The following is a 21,024-nucleotide window of genomic DNA, read 5'->3' on the forward strand; positions in this document are numbered from 1 at the left end:
TAGACTAGATCCGCCCCAGAACAGACCGCACGACTTCAATCACGCGTTCTTGTTCAAGATCCTCGAGATGGGTGGAGCAGGGCAATGGTTGAACACGTTCCCAGATGGCTTCTGATCTTCCGCTCAACATATGCGGACAGCTCTTATAAGGGGCTTGCATGTGAATGGGCTTCCAGAAGGCCCTGCCTTCGATCCCATTGTGCGAAAGCGCTTCTCGCAACTGAGACATTAACGCAAGCGACGCATCCGGAAGATAAATACCCGATAGCCAATTTGAACCGTTGCTGTCATCGGGCGAGGGAAACGAAAGAACTCCATTCAAGTCCTCAAATTGGCTGGCATAAGTTGCGGCGATCTTGGCCTTGTTTCGAAGAAACTCATCAAGACGTTCAAGCTGGGCGACACCCACTGCGGCTTGTACATTTGTCATTCGGTAATTGAAGCCGATGATGTCGTGATCATATGCGGCACCGACGCGCGCAGTCGACGTCAGGTGTTTGATCTCCGCTCCACCGACGTCTTTTCCCGAGACGATCGCACCTCCCCCTCCTGATGTCACCAGCTTATTTCCGTTGAAGGACAATGCCGTCAGATCCGCACCCATCTGCGCAAGAGGTCGGTCTTTGTAAGTGGCGCCAATAGCAGCGGCAGCATCGGCGACGATGGGCAGTTTATGAGACTTAGCTACAGTAACAATCGCATCCATATCTGCGGGCAGCCCCATTGCGAAAACAGGCATGACTGCTTTGACTGCCCCACCTGTCTTAGAATAACGCAAAACTCCACTCGCATCGCGGGTACATTCGCGTGCCAACAACTCAGACAAGAGGCTTGCATCCATACCCCAACGTTCTTCGTCGACATCAATGATGATCGGCACCGCATGGCAGTGCGAGACTGCGTTTGCCGTAGCAATAAATGTCAGTGAAGGAATGATCACATGATCTCCGGGGCCCACACCCAACGAATGCAAGGCGGTGTGCAAAGCCGTCGTGCCTGCCGAGGTTGCGACCGCCCAGGCTGCACCGGTTACCTCTTTGGTTCTCGCTTCGAACTGGTCCACAAATGGGCCTACGGATGACACGAAAGTCGAGGACACGCACTCGGCGAGATATTTGCCTTCGTTGCCAGAAATATTCGGAATGCACAGGGGGATCATAGCTATACCCTTTGATCAAGGTTCATGCCAGTTTCCTTGTGGCTGTCGAGGAATGCTGGCTCCGCAAGGGCGATCAGAGCTTTCAGGGATTCCTTAGAGATTGCCTCGGATTCAGCCCTCTTGAATATTTCTTGCATTTCAGCAAGAAGTTGCCTCATGACGCCCGCGTCTTCGAGCGGTAGGTATTGCACGCCTAAAAGAGCATCGTATCCTAGCTCAACGCAGGTCTCGCCGTTGGCGACGAATTCTTCGTATGGCTTCTCGCCCGAAGTCGACAATGGAGTTAGAAGTAAAGGCCAATGCCCTGTTGCTTTGTCGGCTAGTACCGTAACGCAGGCCTGCGCCTCATCAGTGTAGTGCTTTGGCTGATAACCGTTCGCCACCAGAACATTTTCGGCAACGGATTGCATTTCTACAAGTGCAGTTTCTGGGTCGAGATCTGGTACCATAATATGCTTGTGCGGGGCGGTTGTCGCGGCCAATAAGCATAGCTGGCCGCTTTCCTTCAGCGACACAAAGTAACGCCGCGTGCCTTTAGGTGCGGCCAAAGGTTGGTCTTTTTGTAGACGCTTTTCAAAGCTCTGAAGTAGAGATCCATTGGAAAAGGCGACATTTGCGAAACGGGCAGAAGTGATCGTGCAGTTAAGACCGTCGATCAATCCGTCATCGAACATCACATGTTCCATGACTCGCTTTGAAGCGCCCATCAAAGATGTTGGATTTGCAGCTTTATCCGTGGAAACACTGAAATATCTTCCGTTAAATCCAACATGTTTTAACAGCTCTACGAGGCGCGCCTGCTTCAGGATGTTTGTGTCGAACATCTGAAGCGTTGAGTAGCCGTCCTTCTCGGATCTTACATGTTTAATGGCGGCAAAATTCAGAACAAAGTCATAGGGTCCTTCATTTCTCACAAACGCTCGAAATGCGGGCGAACCATAGTCAAGTGGCAGCGTGCGGAAGTCATTTACGTCTATTGGCGATTCCGCCGACCGTAGATTGCGCACCAATTCTGCCAGTTCGTTTTCATTCTGATCGATGACATGCAGCGCGGCCGGCCGAAACGGCAAAATCTCGTTGACTGTGGAACTGCCGATTGAGCCAGCACCGCCGATTACTAGAACGCGCGCGCCATTCATAACACGATGAATCTCGTCGCGTTTAGCCCAGAGATCACTTTGGAAAAGGCTTTCAACTCGCCCCGTTGCAAGGGGTGATAAATCCTTCTTCTCCATAGGACACTCCATTTTTAATGATGCGGCTTTTCCGGTAATTTTGGTCTCTGGTCAAGCAGCAAAAAGTCTGCAAACAGGTGGCATGGCACGAGCGAATGAAATAGAAACCGAGCAGGAACAAGACATTTTCAGGAGCGACAGGTGCAAGATTCAGACCTCCATGTGACCTGCATCACGACAGGTCGTGCGGATTATTCACTACTACGTTGGCCTATGTACAAAATTGCTGACTGTGATGGGCTGAGGTTGAGTATTATCGCAGGGGGAGGGCACCTCGCAACGTCACAAGGCGCCACGATTTCAGAAATTGAACAAGACGGATTTCAAGTCGATCAGACAGTTGAGATGTACCTTGATAGCAGCACTGCAACTGGTCCGGCAGTCAGTGCAGGGCTTGCAACCATGGGCGTAGCTCAGGCTCTCGGGCGGTTGGCGCCCGATTGGGTCGTGCTTCTGGGCGATCGGTTCGAGGTTCTAGGGGCTGCCACAGCCGCGGCCCTTCATCGAATTCCCGTTTGCCATTTGTGCGGTGGTGATGTCACCGAAGAAGCCTATGACGACGCCTTCAGGCATGCGATTACAAAACTAAGCCATCTGCATTGTACGTCGACCGATGATGCGGCGCAGAATGTGCTTCAGATGGGAGAAGAACTCTGGCGCGTAGTAAATGTGGGCAGCCCGGGGCTTGATGCGTTGCACAACATACCACAGATGTCGCGAGCCGATGTTTTTGCAGCATTGGGCTTATCTGATGGTGTCTCTACTTACCTGATCACGTTGCATCCCACTACTTTGAAAGAAGATCTCGGTCGCTCAGAATTGCATGCATTATTGGCGGCATTGGACGAGCTTCCAGACGCGCAGCTAATTTTCACTGGTGCCAATGCCGATACAGGCGGGGCAGAATTCAATGCCGCTTTACAAGCCTATGTTGCTCAGCGGCCAAGTTCCATTTTCAAAAAAAGCTTGGGTCAGACCCTCTACTTCAACACTGTTCGTCAAGTGCAGGCCGTCATCGGCAATTCGTCCAGCGGCCTCTACGAAATCCCTAGCTTGTCGGTCCCAACAATCAATATTGGGGACCGACAAAAAGGCCGATTGCGCGCAACAAGTGTCTTCGATTGCGCCGGTACAAAAGATCAGATCCTGGCATCTATTCACGCAACAACGGAGTATTCGGACAAAGACGTGGTCAATCCGTATGGGGATGGACACAGTGCGGCGAAAATCGTTGACGCTTTGCGATCAGTATCCCGCAATCGCTCGCGCCACGAAATACTGGCGAAGCGCTTCCACAGTCTGCGATAGAAAGTCGTAATCATGCTGAATAGCAAAATAACCCTCATTGCCGAAGCCGGTGTAAACCATAACGGGGAGCTGGACAAAGCCCTTGCGTTGGTCGATGCAGCCGCCGATGCCGGGGCTGACCTGATCAAGTTTCAAACCTTCTCTGCCAAAGCGATGGTATCAAAGTCTGCTGCGTTGGCCGACTATCAAGAGCAACAGATCGGTTCCAGTAAAACGCAGCTTGAAATGCTCATCGATCTGGAATTGAACGAAGCTGCGCATCACACCCTCATTCAGAAGTGTTCGGAACGCGGAATTGGTTTCCTATCGACACCGTTTGATATTGTGAGCCTCGAATTATTGACCAAGGGGCTTGGGCAAAGCCTGTTAAAAATTGGTTCGGGTGATCTTAATAACGGGCCATTGCTTTATGCTGCGGCACAGACCGGATGCGATATTATTCTATCGACCGGAATGTCCGACTTGGGGGAAATTGAGCGCGCTCTGGGTCTTCTAGCGTTAGGATATAGTCCGGCACCACCTGCTGCCCCCAGTAGGCACGATATGAGTATGGCGTGGGCGGATCCGGAACTGCGCGCAGGTCTGCAAGACAAAGTGACCATCCTGCACTGCGTTTCAAATTATCCATCCAGCCCAGAAGCTACAAATTTGCATACAATCGGCACCATCCGCTCAGCGTTTGGTTTGCGTGTCGGCTATTCTGACCATACGCTGGGTGGAACCGCTTCAATTGCGGCCGCCGCGCTTGGTGCGTGCTGCATAGAAAAACACCTTACACTCGACAATTCGCTAGAGGGTCCTGATCACGCGGCTTCAGCTGAGCCAGATGAAATTGCCGCTATTTTTACTAGCGTCAGAGAAGTCGAAGCAATGCTTGGCTCTTCTGTCAAATGCTGTACGCCGGAAGAGCGCAGCACGATGAATGCGGCACGAAAACGTCTGGTAGCAAAGGCGGACATTTCCAAAGGAAATCCTTTCACGCTGGAAAATCTATCAACAAAACGTGCGGCGTCTGGCAAGGACCCGCTGTTGTTTTGGGAGATGCTTGGTACATCAGCTTCAAAAGACTATCGTGAAGGTGACCCGATTAATGACTGAGAGGTTGTGCATCATCCCGGTTAGGGCGGGGTCCAAAGGTGTTCCACACAAGAACATCCGGGATTTTCGTGGCCAACCTTTGTTGGCCCATAGCGTCCAACATGCGGTCGCCGCTGGCATATTTACGGAAGTCGCGGTTTCCAGTGATAGCGACACCTATCTAGCGATCGCAAAGGAAACAGGCGCAACCAGATGTATCAAACGACCAGATGAGCTGGCATCAGATTTGGCTGGATCGATGGATGTTGTATTGCACGCACTTTCCGAATGCGAAGCCCTGTCTGCCAAGAAATACACTACCGTCGTGCTTTTACAGGCAACATCTCCATTACGGCAAAGCCGACATATTCAGGAGGCTGTATCCAGGCTCGAAGACGATAAGCTCGATAGTGTGCTCAGTGTAGCGCGCGCCAAGAACTCTCCGTATTTCAACCTTCTTGAATTTGACGCCGACCAAGGAACTTACTCGCTGTCCAAGCCTCTTAGCGGCGATGTCAAGAGACGGCAAGATGCACCAGAAGTCTTTCAGTTGAATGGGTCTATCTATGCGTGGTCAAGGGAGGCATTGACTATTCAACAAAGGGCAATTTGCCATAAAACAGATATATACGAGATGGACAGCTTATACTCGCTAGATATTGACACGGAAGACGATTGGAGCTTTGCCGAGTTGGCATTCGATCTTCTGGCAAAGCAAGATTTGCAAAATCCTGAGAATAAAGAGGTAAATGAGCATTGAAAGAAATTGCTTCAATTTTTGTCTCTCCGACGGATGATTTTCGCCAAGTTCTTAAGATCATAGATAACTCAGCCGTGGGGTTTGCCCTCGTAGTCGGGCCCGAAAACAAATTGCTGGGTACCGTGACTGACGGAGATCTTCGACGGGCGATGATTCAAGGTCCATTGGTCGACAAGACTGCAGAAGATTTGATGAATAAATCGCCGCGAACAATTGACGCTGGGGTAACTCACTCGGATCAGCAAAAGTTCTTAATGCGCAACAAAATCACTTTTGCTCCGATCGTTGATCAGACAGGATCGGTTGTGTCGGTTGCTGTTTCCCCGCATTTGCCAGGTAGTACACTGGACAATGTAGCTGTTGTAGTCATGGCTGGTGGCCTTGGCTCGCGCCTTGGGGAATTGACCAAAGACAAACCGAAGCCGCTGCTGGAAGTTGATGGCGAACCCATCCTTGAGAAAATTATCAAGCGGTTCAGAAACAACGGTTTGGAAAACTTCATCTTCTGCGTCAACTACAAGGCTGAGATGATCCGTAATCACTTCGGATCCGGCGACAAACTGGGTGTACGCATCGAATACGTAGAAGAGCAAGAACGCCTTGGGACCGGTGGTGCACTTTCCTTGGTCGATGCCGGTGTCTTTGATCAGTTCTTTGTCACCAACGCGGATATCTTGTGTTCGACAAACTACCGCGAGATGCTTGAATTCCACTTGGATCAGAAATCCTGCGCGACGATGGCAGTGCGAGAACATGAAATCGAAATTCCCTTCGGAGTCGTGGAGACCGAAGGTTTCGAAATAAGGTCTCTGAGCGAGAAGCCTACTTATAAGTACTTCATAAATGCCGGGTATTATGTGCTAGATCGCACTGCCATTGATCACGTTCCAAGCGGAACATTCTTCGATCTGCCATCATTGTTCGATGTTTTGCGCGAGCAAAAAATCAATACGCGCATTTTTCCGACAAGCGGAGATTGGATCGATATCGGTAGGCCCGAGGATTTGCAGCGCGCGCGCAAGATCGTGACAGATAGCGAAGGATAAAGATGACAAAGAGCTTTGGAGTAATTGGCCTGGGGCGCATGGGCTATCGCACTGTGCTTGCTGGGCGCGCAGCTGGCCTTGAACTTGCTAAGATTCTGGACAGTTCTGATGAGCCGTGGGGCGTGACACAAGACGCGACGCTCGTGTCGGTTCTAGTTAATTCGATGGATGCCTTTCTCGCTAACGTTCCAGACATCGTAGCAATTTCGACGACTGCAGATAGCCACGCTGATTTGTTCCGCGCTTTGGTCGACGCAGGCGTGAAAATGGTTCTGGTAGAAAAACCGGTCGCTTGTTCAGTTGCAGACGGTTTGGAGATGGTGCGGATCGCTAAGGACAATAGTATCAATGCGTTGGTCAATCACAATCACCGGTGCTGGAATGTGCTTCGAACAATACGCCAGTTTGATGGGGATCCTCAATTCGGGAAATTGCAATCCTTTGTAATCACACAAGGTGCTGGTGGATTGGGAAACCTAGGCACACATTATTTTGATCTCGCAAATTGGATGTTCTCCGATACTCCCCTTTACGTTTCAGCGGTTGGTACTCAGCCAGAGTCAACAAACCCACGTGGCCCGCAATTCAAAGACGTGGGAGGTGCCGTTCTTGTAAGTTATCCCAAACAACGACGTTTGCTGTTGGAGATCGGTGATGATATCGGTGTCATCGGCGGATATGAGTTCCGATTTGAACGCGGGCGCGTGCTGATGCCATTCACTTCGGAACCTCCTCAAGTCTTTGTACGTAAACCAGAAACACAAGACCTCCCGAAGCATTTCTATGGTGCTGCCTTACAGGAGATTCCGTGGAAGGATTTTGTTCCCGGCGATGTAGTCAATCATACGCGTGACGTGTTTCTTGATCTGTTAAATGACCGCAGCGAAGGCGGCGCTTCGTTGATCGACGCGACATTAGCTCTGGAAGTTATGATTGCAGCTCGCAAGGCAATCGAGACGACTTCAGTCATTGCGTTGCCGTTAAGTGACGTTGATCGCGCAAGCGTTTATCCATTAGCCTGAAATGTCGATATCTGGTCAGGCGTCTCTGCCCGCCTGATCTCGCACCAATGGCTGATAGGATCGTGAAAACTTGGGGTTTCGTTGATATGTTCACTTGTACCCAGAAATCTGTGAAGATCTTCCAAGTCATTACACAGGTGAATGTGTTGCGAAGCATCTGACAGGTTCAATCCCAAAAGATTTGGCACGGGTAGGCAGACAGCGGTTTTACCCACCAAAGCAGTTTGCAATGCAACGTTTGAAAACCCGGTTACAACCAGAGAAGTGTTTCGGATGAAGTCCACAAGTGTGCCGTCATCGATTTGGCCGTACCTCCCAAACTGGGCTTTGACCTGAGCCCGGTCCAACCTTGGATGTGGTCGACACAGAATATCGTACCCGGCGTCCCTAATTAGACGGCACGCGGCTTCGAATTCCTTATCATTGATCGGTTGCAGGGCAATACCTATTGGTTTAGGTGATTCTTCCTCGGGTTCTTTTGACAAAGAAACCGCGTAGTCTTTCATGAAATTTGCCATGCCAAAAGATGGTCCAAGCACAACTTTAGTCTTGTGGCTAACGCGGTCAATTTTCTCTTCGATAACCTTCATTGTTGCTGCATCCGAGCAGACAAAGAGATTCATATCAAGGACTTGATATCTGGGATGGGCGCTCCAGAAAAAAGCCTGATATTCTATGGTCTTGACGCCTTTTTGCTTCAGGCCCAACGCGATGGGGACAAAAACTGCGGACCGGCTGGGTGAGCAAACGAGCGTTTCGATATTCTCAAACTGCGGATGGTTCATGAGGCAGTGATAGAACCCTGCTATCCTAGGCAGTCTGGTATTCGTTGCCGCGAGTGTTTCATTTAACAATAGAGCAAACCAGTTCTCTGGGTTAAACCCAAATCTTTGTACCAAAAGCGGGTCGGATTTGGACAACTGCGCATGTACTGTTTTGCTGGTATTCTGTTCGGGTAGTGCGAGTCTTAGTTTTGCGTCACCAAGGGCCGGTTCGGGTGAATTCAGATAGAACTCTGAAGAGTGACAGACAAACTCATCACCCCAATGCAAAGGAGCAATCTTATTAGGGTATCGAACTTCGAAAATCGCATCAAATCGCTTTCCCAACTTTAGTTCGGCGTAGCCGATCGCTTCAGCGGATCGAAGATATGTCGGCTGCCCTGGGTTACCTAAAAGGAGTGTCTGAGGTCGTGAATCTGGGAAATGCCCAAACCCTGAAGTTTCAATGTCAGGTCTAAAGAAGTTTGGTTCCTTTGCTACTAGATTAACGTGGGCCGGCCATTCCTGATAACGCCCTGGGTACCAAAGGCTCTGGGCATTAAGATTTGTCAAAAGTGAATTCCCAAAATCTTCCCAAAGATCGTTCTTATCGACCTTGCACTTGTCAAATATCGCAAGAAACTGTCTGATTCTCGAATAGAGGTTATCGGCCAGCTGTAACTCTAAACCTGCAGACATATTGGATATGTCTATTCTGTCAAAACTGAACCCGGATTTCGATAGCATTGACGGGGCAATTTTTGACACGATGTACTTTGCCAAAAACTGAGTCTGGATGGCGATCTGAAAGTCCGTTTCGGAGTAGAAACCCGCCAGACCGTCAACCTGGAAAACTTCGATCAATCCCAAACGCTTGTACCGTTTGATCTGTTTTGCATGCTCCTTCGGTATCTGGGTTTGAAAGAACACCAATATCCTACGCCGTGCACGCAATCGAAAGGCAAACTTTCTTAGTTTCGTCCGAGACAATGTTGCCCGCGATGAAGATTGAAACCATATTGTGCAAGATAGTTTACGCATTTACCATTTCCGGTTTAAATAATCCTTTTCATGAGAGTGTTAGCGATCAGTGCGGTTTAGTGGGCGGGCCGGAGTGCCAGCGACTAACTGCTCCGCCGCGACCGTTTTGATCACCGTAGCGCCTGCGCCAACAACTGCTCCGGCCAGGATTGTAATTCCATTTCGCACGCTTGCCCCGACGCCTATGAATACCCGCTCACCCAAAGTAACATCTGCTGCGATCTGAGAACCGGGCGCTACATGGCAAAATGCGCCGACGCTGCTGTCATGGTCGATACTGGCATTTGTGTTTACGATTGTCCCGCGTTCAATCTTGCAGCCGATATTCACAACGGCACCGGCTGAAATCAAACAGCCTGGTGCAACGTCTGCATAACGAGACACGATTGCTTTGGGGTGCACCAAAGTGGCGATAGGCAGATTAAGATCTTCTAGTCGTTCTTGTAAAAATGCACGTTTCTTATTGTCACCTACTCCAACAAAGAAAAAGCTGTCATGAGGCTGACTCATCAGCACATCCGTGCGATCATCATCGACTACTGGCCAAATACCACTTTGGCGTTGGCTTTCCCAATTGGGGTCAAGAAACACAACTTGTTTCCATCCTGACAGCTCCGCAATTTCAGCGGCAACGCGCCCATTTCCCCCCGCGCCAAGAATAACTAATCGCTGCATTTTTCTGATCCAAACATTTTTTCTGATTGCCAGAGGCGCAAGGTTGAGACTTCGAACTCGTCCAAACGATGGCTTATACGATCAACGCGCGCAACCGCTTCCATAATGGTGTGTCGCTAGCAGGGTCCGTTCGCTGGTTCGGGATGCCCCACAAGGTTGCTCCATCAAAGCTTGGTCATGACGGGTTTGGGTTTCTGCCGAACAGAAGCGGTTTAAGCCCAATCTTCTGTAGGTTTGAAGCGAATGATGACGCAGCATTGTCAAAACGTGAAGCGAGAAGTTTCCAATCTCTTAGTTTACGAGCGGGATCTCGATGCAGTTTCTGCGCCTGCTATGTCGATTGCGAGCTGCGATGCGGGTGGGAAATCAATGGTTTCTGGTTTTGGGTCCACTTGTTTCGATGCGGCGTTTGCCTGCGATGTTGTAATAGGGGATCTGGTCCAGATCGCAGAGAAATGTGCCTGGAGCGGCAACGGCTTTCACGTCGCTTGCGATGGGCTGGAAATCCGCCCGGAAATGTGTGGTGCTTTTGACACAGATCACTGAATAGGATGTGGGATTCAGGCCGATATGGGTGAAATGAGCGCGGTCTAGGCATTGGTTGCGCACACTGGTGACGACCAAGTCTATCTTCGCGCCAGACTCTATCATCCTCAGAGCGGCCGTTTTGCCAAGCGTCGCGATGCCGCCTCCGTACATCTCACCTGAGTATCGGCAGATGCCATCTCCGATGGCCAGAACTTCGAACTTTGCCTCAACGGGGTGGTGCCCGGGCAGACCTGATTTTCCGCCGATGGCAAGGTTCAGTATTGCGCCTTGGCCTGCACGATGCGCTTTCTCTGCGCTTTCGGCGTCGTGGAAGAGACCCATCAAAACCTCCTGCGCTTCCCCCTCGATCAAAGCGGCCAGTAGTCCGGTGGTATCGGATGTGCCGCCTGCGCCTGCGTTGTCCTGTACATCCGCTAACACGAGCGGTTTGTCGCGATGCGAACGACAGGCCAGAACGGCTTCGTCCAACGACAACATAGAGCAGTCCACATCAGGTTCTCGGGCCAGAAAAAGGTCGACAATTTGATCTACTGCGGCGGTCGCTTGCGCGGCACTGGTCGCGTAGGCAACGCAGGACGGACCAGTATCGGGATAGTCTGCCGCTGTAAAACCCAGTGCGATTTCTGCATAGACATGGGCCTGTTCAAACCGGATGGGCAACTGATAAATCTCATCAAACGGTGCGGCCCAGGTGTATTGCGCGTGCAATGGGATCAAATAGGGCACCTGCCGGAAGGCTTTGTGCAGTTTCTCTCCGGCCAGTAGCCTTTGCAGAACCGGCACACATCGCGCGCCGGTTTCGCCCATATCGAGGTGCGGGTAGGTGCGGAAAATTGCCAGGTAGTCCGCCTGCGAGATCATCTGGTCAGAGATATTGGCATGCAGGTCCAGGCTCGCTACGACCGGAACATCCCGCCCTACCAGATCACGTACTCGGCGCAACAGCTCTCCCTCACCATCGGCAAGGCTTTCAGTCACCATGGCACCGTGCAGGTCGAGATACACTCCGTCCAGCGGTCCCGCGCCGCGAAGGCCATCCAAGATCATAGTACATATCTTCTCGAACGCGTGATCCGTGACATGAGCGCTAGGTTCTGCCGCACACCACAGGATCGGGAAAAGCTCGAAACCTGCCTGGTTCGCGGCGGAAGAAAACCCGGCGATGGGTAGGTTCATGCCTTTGGTGTCTGCGATGACACGCGCGCCATGCAACATTTCGGGCCATGAATCTGCCATCTCGAACTCGGGCAGACCCGCTTTGGTCGCTCCGAAGCAGTTGGTTTCGTGTTGAAATCCTGCAATGGCAATGCGTTTGGCTGTCATTCTAAAATTCCAGTTCTTTTCTGGATTTGGTGGTGCCAAACACAATCTGACCTCGCCGGATGGTTGCAACAATCGATGTGTCGAGCAGCCGTTCAGGATCATCTAGGGGATTGCGAGAAAGGATGGCGAAATCTGCCAGTTTTCCGGGCTCAATCGAACCGCGCTGATCTTCTTTAAATACTTGCCACGCCGCATCGATGGTTTGTGCCCGTAGTGCAGACAGTACGCTGACCTTTTCCTTTTCACCCAGTTGCCGGCCGGATGCAGTCAGTCGATTCACCGCGCAATGCGCCAGATGGATTGGCCGCGTTGGCGTAACCGACGCGTCATTGTGGATCGTATAGCGTACACCGTATCGTTCCGCAGTTGCGGCTGGCGAAATCCGTTCAGCGCGTTCCGGGCCGAGGAAGGTATCGTAATGTCGGTCCCCCCAGAAATGCACATGTGCTGAAAAGAAGCTGACAGTTATTCCAAGCCGCGCCATGCGGTCCAGTTGATCGTCGCGCAGAACCTGGCCGTGGATGATTGTATGGCGGTGATCGTCTCGCGGATGCGCTGACAAGGCCTTGTCCACCGCATCGATGAACATCTCGGCTCCGGCATCCCCGTTGCAATGGCAGTGGATCTGAAACCCCATAGCGTGTAGGCCGAGAACCTCGGAATCCATGTCGACCTGCGTGGCATAGATCATGCCACAGGGGTGATCGGGGTCCAGCGACTTGTGGTAGGGCGCAGACAGATAGGCAGTCTGTAATTGGAATGCGCCATCGGTAAACAGCTTGCGCGCACCCAGCGTAAAATGTGGGTTGCCGGGCCAGTTATTGTCGATCCAGCCCTGGCTCAGAGCCGGTTCCAGATCGGCAATTGGCAATAATTCCAAATCAATGCCGGGATCCTGATCGGCACGAAGGCTGGCAAAGTGGTCGAGCATAACCTGCGATGCCCAAGCGTTCTGTGCATAAGTTACTGCGTGGGACAAATACTCATCACGGCAGGCGTTGAACCCTTGCCAGAACCTGTCCCGGTCGATCAGAAAATCAGTGTCGCCCATTTCGCCCATGGCCGACAGCCCTTCGACCAGCCCCGTCAGGGCGCCGGTATCGGGGTCGCGGCCATAACGCCCTCCGGCCGGGTCCGGGGTGTCGCGATTGACGCCATGCAGCTTCAGCGCCATCGAATTGGCCACGCCATTGTGACCCGAAGCATGCAGAACCCAGATTGGATGCGCCGTTGAGACATCATCCAGTTCGGCCCGGGTAGGCATGCGGCCTTCTGAAATGGCGGTGTTGTCGAACAAAACGCCCATCACCCAATTGCCCTCAGGCGTCTCTTCGGCCCGGCTGCGCAGCTTTTCCAAAGCTTGCGCCATATCCATACACGCGCCGCGCGGAGGTGATGCAAGATCAACCCGAAACAGCTGGATGAAGCCGGGATCTGGGAAGTGGCCGTGTGAGTCGATGAAGGCTGGGATCAGGGTCTGGCCAGCTAGGTCATATACACCCGCATCGGATGACATCTGCCGCCGCAGCGTTGCTTCGTCCCCCACCGCAATGATGACATCGTCCCGCACCAACACCGCCTCGGGTCGGGAATTGTCGGCGTCCATCGTCAGGATGGGACCGCCGAAATAGAGTGTTTCCCTCATCCTTTAGTGACCCGGAGCAGGCGCACCCGACAAGGGTGCGAGACAGCGCAGCCCGTGGCCCGCCGCAACCTCCCATTGCGGTGTCTGTGTGCAGATGTCTTTGGCAAACGGGCATCTTTCGCGGAACTCACAGCCCGACGGGCGTTGCAAGAGGCTGGGCGGCTCACCTTTGAGCGCGATCCGTTCAAGGCGCGCATCGGGATCCGGCTCGGGGTTGGCGCTGAGCAGGCAGCGGGTATAGGGGTGGCGCGGATCGTCGAAGATCGCCTCGGTCGTGCCTTCCTCGACCAGTCGACCCAGATACATAATGCCCATGCGGTCTGCCACGTGGCGCACCACGTTCAGGTTGTGGGTGATGATCACCATCGCAAGGCCCAGGCGTTCCCGCAGGTCATTGAGCAGGTTCAGCAGCTCACCCTGTACCGAGACATCCAGCCCTGCCGTTGGTTCATCCGCCAGGATCAGTTTCGGCTCCAGCGCCAAGGCGCGGGCGACACCAACCCGTCGTGCCTGGCCACCGGACAATTGATAGGGATAGCGGTCCGTGAAATGCACCGGCAGGTTCACCATTTCCAGCAGACGTTTGGCTTCGGCATCCAGATCGCGATCTTTCATGCCCTGAATGCGATAGGGTTCCGTGATCAAGCTTCGGATTGTCAGGCGTGGTGACAAGCTGCCCACAGGGTCCTGAAACATCATCGCCATGTCCTTGCGCAGTGGGCGCATGACCCGTTCCGGCGCGCCTCGTATCTCTTGCGTGTCAAACACGACCGAGCCGGCTTGCGCCGGGGCCAGACCAGCAATCGCACGGATGACAGTTGTCTTGCCCGAGCCGCTCTCGCCGACAAGCGCATAGGTTTCGCCAGCTTCGACCTCAAAACTGACGCCAGCCAGCACGTTGACAGGGCCATAGCTGGTTTGCAGGTCGTGGACGTTCAGCAGGCTCATGTCACGGCCTCCTCATGGTTCAGCCAGCAGGCGGCGTGATGCCCTTCTTTCAGAAGATCCAAGGGGGGAACGTCCATTGCACAGCGCGGCATCGCCTGGTCGCAGCGGTCGCGGAAGATACATCCACCGGGCAGGTTGGCCAGATCGGGTACTTCGCCCGGAATGGTTGGCAGGACCCGTGCGCGTTCCTTGATATGGCCCGGGTCACAGTCGATTAGACGGCGTGTGTAAGGGTGCTTGGGATTGTGAAAAATCTCGCGCACTTCACCGCTTTCGACGACGGCGCCTGCGTACATCACAACCACTCGGTCGCACAGTTCCGCGATCACACCCAGATGGTGTGAGATAAATAGTATGGCGCAATGGAATTCGCGCTGCAGCTCTTTCAGGCGTTCGATGATCTGCACCTCAAGCGTGGCGTCCAGCGCGGTGGTCGGCTCATCCGCGATCAGCAGGTCGGGTTCTGACATCAACGCCATGGCGATCGCGATCCGCTGCCGCATCCCGCCCGAGAACTCATGCGGGAACTGCTTTAACCGCGCCTCTGGGTCCGGGATACCGACAGCCCCCAGCATCTTTGCCGCATTGGCCAGTTTTTCCGGCTTACTAGCCTTGGACCGGTGCTGAATATCGACCATCTGCTGGCCAATGGTCAGAACCGGATTGTGGGTCTGCATCGGGTCCTGAAAGATGATCGAGATATCGGCCCCGCGCAGATCACGCATCCTGCGTTCAGGCACTTGCAACAGATCCTGCCCCTTAAAGCGTATTTCGCCTTGCCGGAACCGCGTGTTCGGTGCGGTCAGCCGCAGGATCGACGAGATCAAGGTTGATTTTCCGCAACCAGACTCACCGACAATACCCACGATCTCACCTTTGCGGATGTCAAAGGTGATATCCCGCAATGCCTTGAGATCTCCGCGTGCCGTTTCATAATCGACGCTGAGGTTCTCGATTTCCAGAAGAGTTTCGGTCATCGCTGTTTCCTCAGTTTGGGATCAACCACGTCGCGCAGGGATTCCCCTAAAAACGTAAAGCCCAGGGTTGCCAGAATGATCGGCAGACCGCCGCCCACCACCAGCCAAGGTGTCTGTCGGATCAGGGAATACCCGTCCTTCAGAAGTGCGCCCCAACTGGGGGTTGGGGGCTTCACACCAAGCCCGAGAAAGGACAGCCCCGCCTCAAGCGCGATTACCGTCGGGATGTCCATAGCAGCCAGGACGGCCAAAACCCCCACGATATTTGGTAGCATGTGCACACCCAAGATGCGGGCCATGCTGGCCCCCATCGACCGCTCGGCCAGAATGAACTCGGAATTGCGCAACGTCAGGGTCTGCGTTCGCGCCACACGGCCATAGGTTGGGATCGAAGTCGCCATCACCACGAACACAACCGTTTGCAAACTGGGACCGACCAGGGCCACAACGGCCAGTGCGAACATCACGGTTGGGAAGGATCGGATGGTGTCAAAGAACAACATCAACAGGTTGTCGAGCCATTTTGGCCCATACCCCGCAATCATTCCCAAGGTTAGGCCAATTACCATCGCACCAAAGACCGCAGGCAAGGCGACTTTCAACGCAACCTGACCGCCTGCAATCACGCGGGAAAACGTATCGCGGCCAAGTTGGTCCGTACCCAGAAGGTGCTCGGCAGACGGGCCTTGCAACCGGGCTTTGATATCCATGGCCACAGGATCATAGGGCACAATCCAATAGGCGAAAATCGCACAGAAGACGATGGTGCCGACAATGACCAAACCAATCAGACCCAGAGGGTCGCGGGCGACGCCGACAATGATCTGACCAAGTTCAGAACGAGATTTTTCCATTTCGGCTTTCCTCAATGCGCTTGTCTAGCGCGTGGGTCGAGCCACGCATTGATCAGATCCGCCAGTGCGGTCGACACGACGAACAAACCGGTTGAGATCAGAACCGAGCCCATGACAATCGGGTAATTGCGGGTGGTTATGCTGTCGATCACCAGCTTCCCCAGACCCGGGCGCGCGAACACTATTTCGGCGAATACGGCCGAGCTCAGCAGGAAACCCATGCCGACGCCGATCACCGTGACAACCGGAAGAATGGCGATACGCAAGGCATAAACCATCACCACGCGGCGCTCTGCGATACCGAAGGCACGTGCGGTCCGAACGTGGTTTTCGCCTAAGACTTCCAACATCGAGGCGCGCACCAACCGCGCGATGTAGCCCACCCAGCTTAGCCCGATGGCAAAGGCGGGCAAAACGAGGTGATCAATGCGACCCCAGAAGCCTTCCCCCGCGCCGATGGCTGGAAACCACTGAAGATGCACGGCAAAGACCAATAGCGACAGAAGTGCTACGACAAAGGCGGGTGCTGCAACAAAACTGACCGAAATCGCCGCCGCAATGCGATCGATCAGAGTGTTTGGATGGGCAGCGGCATATGCCCCAAGCGCAATTCCCAAAGTGGCGGACCACAGGATCGACGCAAAGATCAGTTCCAGAGTGTAGGGTAGCTGCTGAAACACGATATCTGTCACGGACCGGCCCGAGAATACGTCGGTTCCCAGATCGCCACGGACCAGGTTTCCATAGAATATGACCAGCTGTTTCCAGATTGGTTGATCCAGCGCCAACGCAGCGGTGAGCTGGGCCTGAAGCTCAGGTGTTGCGCGTGGCCCCAACATGATCTGGACCGGGTCCCCGGGGACGGCGCGGATCATCAGGAACATGACGGTAACCGCCACGAACAGGATAAGCAGCGCTAGCCCGAAGCGGCGGGTTGCAAACTTCAACATGAAAAGCTGGCTCCTTGTGGATGGGTGGCGAGCTGTTTTATCCGGCGGGCGTCAAACCCCGCCGGACATAGCCGACCTTGGGGAGGTCAGGTCGCCTTGCCGAAGTACCGCAGCAGTGCCAGACCGTCGGGTCTTAGCGCGGGGGTGACACGAGCCGAGTGAATCACCGGTGTCGCCTCGTGGGTGATAAAGCGGTAGGCACCACTTTCTTCCATCAGATCCTGCGCCCGCTGATACATCTCAGCGCGCTTGGCCACATCCGCTTCCTTGAATGCCGAGTTGTGAATTTCGTCAAATTCAGCGTTGCTGAACCGCTCCCAGTTCCAGATGCCGACCTGTTCGGTGGTGAACCAGGCCGTCGCATAATATGGATCGGGGGTCATCGAGAAGCGGTTCAGAACCAGTTGCAGGTTCTCGTTGTCTCCGCTTGCCCAGAATGCACCGGATTCCAGTACGTTGACTTCGACCGTGATCCCGATCTGCGCCAGAGTTGCCTGGATGATCTGAGCCGTCGTGGTGAAAGTGGTCTTGTTCAGCGTGTCCAACGTAAGCGTCACATTGGTCTCGCCAGATTCCGCCAGCAATTGCGCCGCTTTCTCGAAGTTTGCCGCCGGAGGGACCAGAGATTGCGGGCGGTGGCCCGCAAGGCCAGGTGCGATGATGCCTGTCGAGGGTTCAGCGGCTCCAAAATAGGCCGCCTCTAGGATGCTTGGTACGTCGACTGCATGTTGAATCGCCTGACGCAGTTTTGGGTTCTGAAGCTTGGGGTGATCCAGATTCATGCCCAACCAGACATAGAACAGTGAGGGTTTCTCGACCAAAGATCCGCCGTTCGGAACACCGGCCCGATAGCGTTCGACCGATCCCAGCGAAACCCGAGTCATGTCCAGTTCGCCCGCCTCAAAGGCGATCTCGGCGGTGTTTTCGTCGTCGATCGGCAGGATTTCGATTGTGTCCCATGTTGGTGCGTCACCCTTCCAATCCGGGTTGCGCTTAAGCACGGTTTTTTCTTTGGGTGACCAGCTGTCCCGCAGATAAGGGCCGGATTCAGCGACCGGATCAGCCCCGATGCGGCCCCCTGCGGCCTCGACCGCAGCTTTCGAGACGATGTTGCCGGTTATGTAGGGCAGGGCGATCGACCAAATCGGAGCAAACGGCTCGTTCAGAACGATGGTACCTTCGCGTTCGCTGCTCACTTCGACATAGCTGAACGGACCCAAATCGGGCTTGTTTGGGCTTTCGGTCGCATCGTCCACGATGCGCTCCATGCTGAATTTCACGTCTTCAGCGGTCATCGCACCGAAGCCATTGGTGAAACCGATATCATCGCGTAGGGCGAACTTGATATGGGTCGGGTCAACCTGCTCGATCATCGCCGCCGCATCCAGCTGCCAACCCCATTCCTCGCCGGGCTTGTATTGGATCAACTTGTTGTAAATCGAGGCATGCACTTCTTCTTCGACAACACCGACGGAATGTGCGGGGTCCATGTTCTGGGCATCACCGTAGGCGCGCACCCGCAACACCCCGTCATCAGCGGCGAAGGCGCGATTGGCCCAGCTTGCAGGCAGCGCGGATGCCGCCCCAAGCGCAGTTGCCCCTTTCAAGAAGCCCCTGCGCCCGACATTTGCTTTTGTCCATTCGATTTTCATGATGTTCTCCCTTGGGTCAGATCGTTTACAGAAGCCTGCGCGGGATGGTTTCGTTCCATTCCTTTGTCAGAACTTCTGTTTTGTCCGCGCCTTCGGTGGCGCGCAGTTTTCGATGCAGATAGAAATTCTCGACGTCACAGGTCATCGCGTTTTCGGTGCTGATCTCGACCTGCCATTCGTCCCTCTCGAACGTGAAACGCCAGCCCGCCGTGAATTGCGCGGTCGCTGGGTCATCGGGATGGATCGCATAGCGCATGGCGACGTGGCTTCCGACGATCAGGCCGTGGCCGGGGTCCTGTGCTTTGCCGTAGTCGTCGAATGTCTCAAGTATGACGGTTCCGTCCGCTTCGATGCGCCGTTCGGATCGGCCCGACGGCGCGCGCAGCTCGGTGCTTTGCAACGTCGGATAATCCTGCGCTGGTCCGGGATGTGCAGGATCAGCTTCCTCAGACATCGTCCGAACCGGCAAATACAGCGCCGAACCTTGCAGTTGCAACGTCACCTCTGCTGCTTCTGGCGCGGGCCAAACGATTGGCCAGTAAGATGTAGACAGCGCAAGACGCAGGATATGACCGGGTTTCACGCGATGCGCGCACTCATTTAGTGCAATTTCCGCACTGTAGACCTGACCGGGAACCAACGCTTCAGGGGTCTCGTGGCTCTTGTAGTGCGTCAGGTTCAGCGCCCGATAGGTGATCCGCTGAGAAACCCCATCTGAGGCGACATCACACAACCGCGCTATCAGTTGGGCTACCGGTCTGTCCACGGTGAAGGACAGTTTCAGTCGCGCCCGTCCAAGCAGTTCAAGCGGCTTGTCCAGCGGTGCCGTATCGAAACAAAGCGACAGTGCGTCATCGGCTGCCTGATCTTCGGCCAACTCATTGTCGATCCGCATGCCCGGGCAGAAATACCCGCCAGCCTGTCCGATATGGGCCGGATTCGATACGGTTGTCTCGGCCGTAATGGCGACGTCGGAAAACCCACCCAATCCCAAATGCCAGACTTCATCACTGACCTTGGGCGACGGCCATTCTGTCTCGGCGATCCAGCGGCCCTGCCTGGGTTTGTTCTTTTTGCTCGGGCCAAAATGATCCTGCATATAGGTTCGGTAGGCGGGCAGGTCTTCGGCGCCATTCTGCTGCCCCTTCAGCCAGCGATCAAACCAGCCGATCACCTCGGAATGGAAATCCCCTGCCTCCAGTTTCGAGATATGCGGATAGCGGTGCTCCCACGGTCCGATCAGCGCCTTTGACGGCACGGCCAGATTTGCTGCCAGCGCTGGCGGAGCGTTCACATATGCATCCGACCAACCCGTTATCGCAAGAACCGGAGCTTGAATCGCCGACCAATCCTCGCAGACCGAGCCATGTTTCCAGAACGCGCTGCGCGTTGGATGACGTAGCCAATCGGCTGCTGAGAATGGTACATTCTCAAGTCGGGCAAGCCAGTCTTCTCGCCAATCAGATCGCAGCTCGGGGTCTGCGGGCCGTGTCAAATAGGCGAACATCTGACTGCCCCAGTTGATATTGTCGCTTAACAGGCAGCCGCCCATGAAGTGTATGTCATCGGCGTACCGATCCACGGTCGAGGCGACACTGACCACCGCCTTGAGCTCGGGCGGATGGCGAAAGGCCAGCTGCAGCCCATTGAATCCTCCCCAGGAGATACCGATCATCCCAATGTTTCCGTCGCACCAGTTTTGTGCGGCGATCCAACTCAGAACGGCTTCACCATCGCGGAGTTCCTGTTCCGAATACTCGTCGTCGAACTGCCCCTCGCTATCACCGGTTCCGGCAATGTCGACGCGGATGCATGCGTATCCTGCCTCGGCAAATACTGGATGAGTGGTGGCATCTCGCGGCGCAGTTCCATCCCGTTTGCGATAGGGGAGGTATTCCAGAATGGCGGGTGACGGCCCGGTTTCGGGCAACCAAATTCGTGCAGCCAGTTTCCGACCATCCGGCAGGGGGATCCAGGTGTTTTCGATGATTTTTGTGAACATTCGGAGCGAGGTCCCGTTGTTGCGTTTGGTACAGCCAACC

The 21,024-nt window shown here is 54.2% G+C and carries 17 protein-coding genes and 1 pseudogene; 6 read left to right on the forward strand and 12 right to left on the reverse strand.

Translation table 11 applies throughout. The features are described from left to right. Positions 1–4 precede the first annotated feature (4 nt). Positions 5–1,159: an aminotransferase class I/II-fold pyridoxal phosphate-dependent enzyme gene (locus ACR0L9_RS10710; protein ID WP_480895621.1), complete on the reverse strand. Its 1,155-nt coding sequence runs from the start codon at positions 1,157–1,159 to the stop codon at positions 5–7. A 2-nt stretch (positions 1,160–1,161) separates the two neighbouring features. Next, positions 1,162–2,394 carry a polysaccharide biosynthesis protein gene (locus ACR0L9_RS10715; protein WP_480895622.1) on the reverse strand — a complete coding sequence of 411 codons (1,233 nt, stop codon included), beginning with the start codon at positions 2,392–2,394 and terminating at the stop codon, positions 1,162–1,164. A 141-nt stretch (positions 2,395–2,535) separates the two neighbouring features. Between ACR0L9_RS10715 and neuC the strand changes: the two genes are divergently transcribed. The 6 genes and pseudogenes from neuC (at position 2,536) to ACR0L9_RS10745 (ending at position 7,607) form a co-directional block, all read left to right on the forward strand. Then, on the forward strand, positions 2,536–3,702 hold the full coding sequence (neuC, locus tag ACR0L9_RS10720) for a UDP-N-acetylglucosamine 2-epimerase (protein WP_480895623.1): 1,167 nt from the start codon (positions 2,536–2,538) through the stop codon (positions 3,700–3,702). A gap of 12 nt (positions 3,703–3,714) precedes the next feature. Further along, positions 3,715–4,800, forward strand: coding sequence for an N-acetylneuraminate synthase (neuB, locus tag ACR0L9_RS10725; RefSeq protein ID WP_170422972.1), 1,086 nt, complete (start codon positions 3,715–3,717; stop codon positions 4,798–4,800). Continuing rightward, a complete protein-coding gene (locus ACR0L9_RS10730; RefSeq protein ID WP_170422970.1) occupies positions 4,793–5,539 on the forward strand; it encodes an acylneuraminate cytidylyltransferase family protein in 747 nt (248 codons plus the stop codon). The genes neuB and ACR0L9_RS10730 overlap by 8 nt, the downstream gene beginning before the upstream one ends. After that, positions 5,536–5,679 (forward strand): annotated as a pseudogene (locus ACR0L9_RS10735) (CBS domain-containing protein); the annotation flags it as partial. The gene ACR0L9_RS10730 and the pseudogene ACR0L9_RS10735, both read left to right, overlap by 4 nt. A 114-nt stretch (positions 5,680–5,793) precedes the next feature. Continuing rightward, positions 5,794–6,585 carry a nucleotidyltransferase family protein gene (locus ACR0L9_RS10740; RefSeq protein WP_480895762.1) on the forward strand — a complete coding sequence of 264 codons (792 nt, stop codon included), beginning with the start codon at positions 5,794–5,796 and terminating at the stop codon, positions 6,583–6,585. Between the two features lie 2 nt (positions 6,586–6,587). Next, positions 6,588–7,607 carry a Gfo/Idh/MocA family protein gene (locus tag ACR0L9_RS10745; protein ID WP_480895624.1) on the forward strand — a complete coding sequence of 340 codons (1,020 nt, stop codon included), beginning with the start codon at positions 6,588–6,590 and terminating at the stop codon, positions 7,605–7,607. Here the strand turns inward: ACR0L9_RS10745 and ACR0L9_RS10750 are convergent. From ACR0L9_RS10750 to ACR0L9_RS10795, 10 genes are all read right to left on the reverse strand, one after another. After that, entirely contained in the window at positions 7,592–9,232 is a 1,641-nt protein-coding gene (locus ACR0L9_RS10750) for a hypothetical protein (RefSeq protein ID WP_480895625.1), read from the reverse strand. The two genes, ACR0L9_RS10745 and ACR0L9_RS10750, sit on opposite strands and share 16 nt — an antisense overlap. A 216-nt stretch (positions 9,233–9,448) precedes the next feature. Continuing rightward, positions 9,449–10,084: an acetyltransferase gene (locus ACR0L9_RS10755; protein ID WP_480568511.1), complete on the reverse strand. Its 636-nt coding sequence runs from the start codon at positions 10,082–10,084 to the stop codon at positions 9,449–9,451. Positions 10,085–10,450: 366 nt separating this feature from the next. After that, a complete protein-coding gene (locus ACR0L9_RS10760; RefSeq protein ID WP_480895626.1) occupies positions 10,451–11,956 on the reverse strand; it encodes a M81 family metallopeptidase in 1,506 nt (501 codons plus the stop codon). A 1-nt stretch (position 11,957) separates the two neighbouring features. Continuing rightward, the gene (locus tag ACR0L9_RS10765; RefSeq protein WP_480895627.1) at positions 11,958–13,601 is read right to left on the reverse strand and encodes an amidohydrolase; all 1,644 of its coding nucleotides are present in this window, start codon (positions 13,599–13,601) and stop codon (positions 11,958–11,960) included. 3 nt (positions 13,602–13,604) lie between these two features. Further along, positions 13,605–14,549, reverse strand: coding sequence for an oligopeptide/dipeptide ABC transporter ATP-binding protein (locus ACR0L9_RS10770; RefSeq protein ID WP_480895628.1), 945 nt, complete (start codon positions 14,547–14,549; stop codon positions 13,605–13,607). After that, on the reverse strand, positions 14,546–15,526 hold the full coding sequence (locus ACR0L9_RS10775) for an ABC transporter ATP-binding protein (protein ID WP_170611755.1): 981 nt from the start codon (positions 15,524–15,526) through the stop codon (positions 14,546–14,548). Before ACR0L9_RS10775 ends, ACR0L9_RS10770 begins: the two co-directional genes overlap by 4 nt. Next, positions 15,523–16,380 (reverse strand): ABC transporter permease, encoded by an 858-nt coding sequence (locus ACR0L9_RS10780; RefSeq protein WP_170394253.1) that lies wholly within the window; start codon positions 16,378–16,380, stop codon positions 15,523–15,525. Before ACR0L9_RS10780 ends, ACR0L9_RS10775 begins: the two co-directional genes overlap by 4 nt. Positions 16,381–16,391: 11 nt before the next feature. Then, the gene (locus ACR0L9_RS10785) at positions 16,392–17,330 is read right to left on the reverse strand and encodes an ABC transporter permease (protein ID WP_480895629.1); all 939 of its coding nucleotides are present in this window, start codon (positions 17,328–17,330) and stop codon (positions 16,392–16,394) included. 86 nt (positions 17,331–17,416) lie between these two features. Beyond that, the gene (locus ACR0L9_RS10790) at positions 17,417–18,982 is read right to left on the reverse strand and encodes an ABC transporter substrate-binding protein (RefSeq protein WP_480895630.1); all 1,566 of its coding nucleotides are present in this window, start codon (positions 18,980–18,982) and stop codon (positions 17,417–17,419) included. A gap of 25 nt (positions 18,983–19,007) precedes the next feature. Further along, complete coding sequence (locus ACR0L9_RS10795) at positions 19,008–20,984, reverse strand: CocE/NonD family hydrolase (RefSeq protein WP_480895631.1); 1,977 nt, start codon at positions 20,982–20,984, stop codon at positions 19,008–19,010. Positions 20,985–21,024: the final 40 nt, after the last annotated feature.

This window comes from Ruegeria sp. I3 (assembly GCF_056532525.1).

What these genes read in the sequence shown, in the direction of transcription:
- ACR0L9_RS10710 (WP_480895621.1), bottom strand. Translation starts at nt 1,159, where the DNA reads ATGATCCCCCTGTGCATTCCGAATATTTCTGGCAACGAAGGCAAATAT.
- ACR0L9_RS10755 (WP_480568511.1), bottom strand. Translation starts at nt 10,084, where the DNA reads ATGCAGCGATTAGTTATTCTTGGCGCGGGGGGAAATGGGCGCGTTGCC.
- ACR0L9_RS10780 (WP_170394253.1), bottom strand. Translation starts at nt 16,380, where the DNA reads ATGGAAAAATCTCGTTCTGAACTTGGTCAGATCATTGTCGGCGTCGCC.
- ACR0L9_RS10745 (WP_480895624.1), top strand. Translation starts at nt 6,588, where the DNA reads ATGACAAAGAGCTTTGGAGTAATTGGCCTGGGGCGCATGGGCTATCGC.
- ACR0L9_RS10790 (WP_480895630.1), bottom strand. Translation starts at nt 18,982, where the DNA reads ATGAAAATCGAATGGACAAAAGCAAATGTCGGGCGCAGGGGCTTCTTG.
- ACR0L9_RS10765 (WP_480895627.1), bottom strand. Translation starts at nt 13,601, where the DNA reads ATGAGGGAAACACTCTATTTCGGCGGTCCCATCCTGACGATGGACGCC.
- neuB (WP_170422972.1), top strand. Translation starts at nt 3,715, where the DNA reads ATGCTGAATAGCAAAATAACCCTCATTGCCGAAGCCGGTGTAAACCAT.
- ACR0L9_RS10740 (WP_480895762.1), top strand. Translation starts at nt 5,794, where the DNA reads ATGCGCAACAAAATCACTTTTGCTCCGATCGTTGATCAGACAGGATCG.
- ACR0L9_RS10775 (WP_170611755.1), bottom strand. Translation starts at nt 15,526, where the DNA reads ATGACCGAAACTCTTCTGGAAATCGAGAACCTCAGCGTCGATTATGAA.
- ACR0L9_RS10760 (WP_480895626.1), bottom strand. Translation starts at nt 11,956, where the DNA reads ATGACAGCCAAACGCATTGCCATTGCAGGATTTCAACACGAAACCAAC.
- ACR0L9_RS10715 (WP_480895622.1), bottom strand. Translation starts at nt 2,394, where the DNA reads ATGGAGAAGAAGGATTTATCACCCCTTGCAACGGGGCGAGTTGAAAGC.
- ACR0L9_RS10795 (WP_480895631.1), bottom strand. Translation starts at nt 20,984, where the DNA reads ATGTTCACAAAAATCATCGAAAACACCTGGATCCCCCTGCCGGATGGT.
- ACR0L9_RS10730 (WP_170422970.1), top strand. Translation starts at nt 4,793, where the DNA reads ATGACTGAGAGGTTGTGCATCATCCCGGTTAGGGCGGGGTCCAAAGGT.
- ACR0L9_RS10770 (WP_480895628.1), bottom strand. Translation starts at nt 14,549, where the DNA reads ATGAGCCTGCTGAACGTCCACGACCTGCAAACCAGCTATGGCCCTGTC.
- ACR0L9_RS10785 (WP_480895629.1), bottom strand. Translation starts at nt 17,330, where the DNA reads ATGTTGAAGTTTGCAACCCGCCGCTTCGGGCTAGCGCTGCTTATCCTG.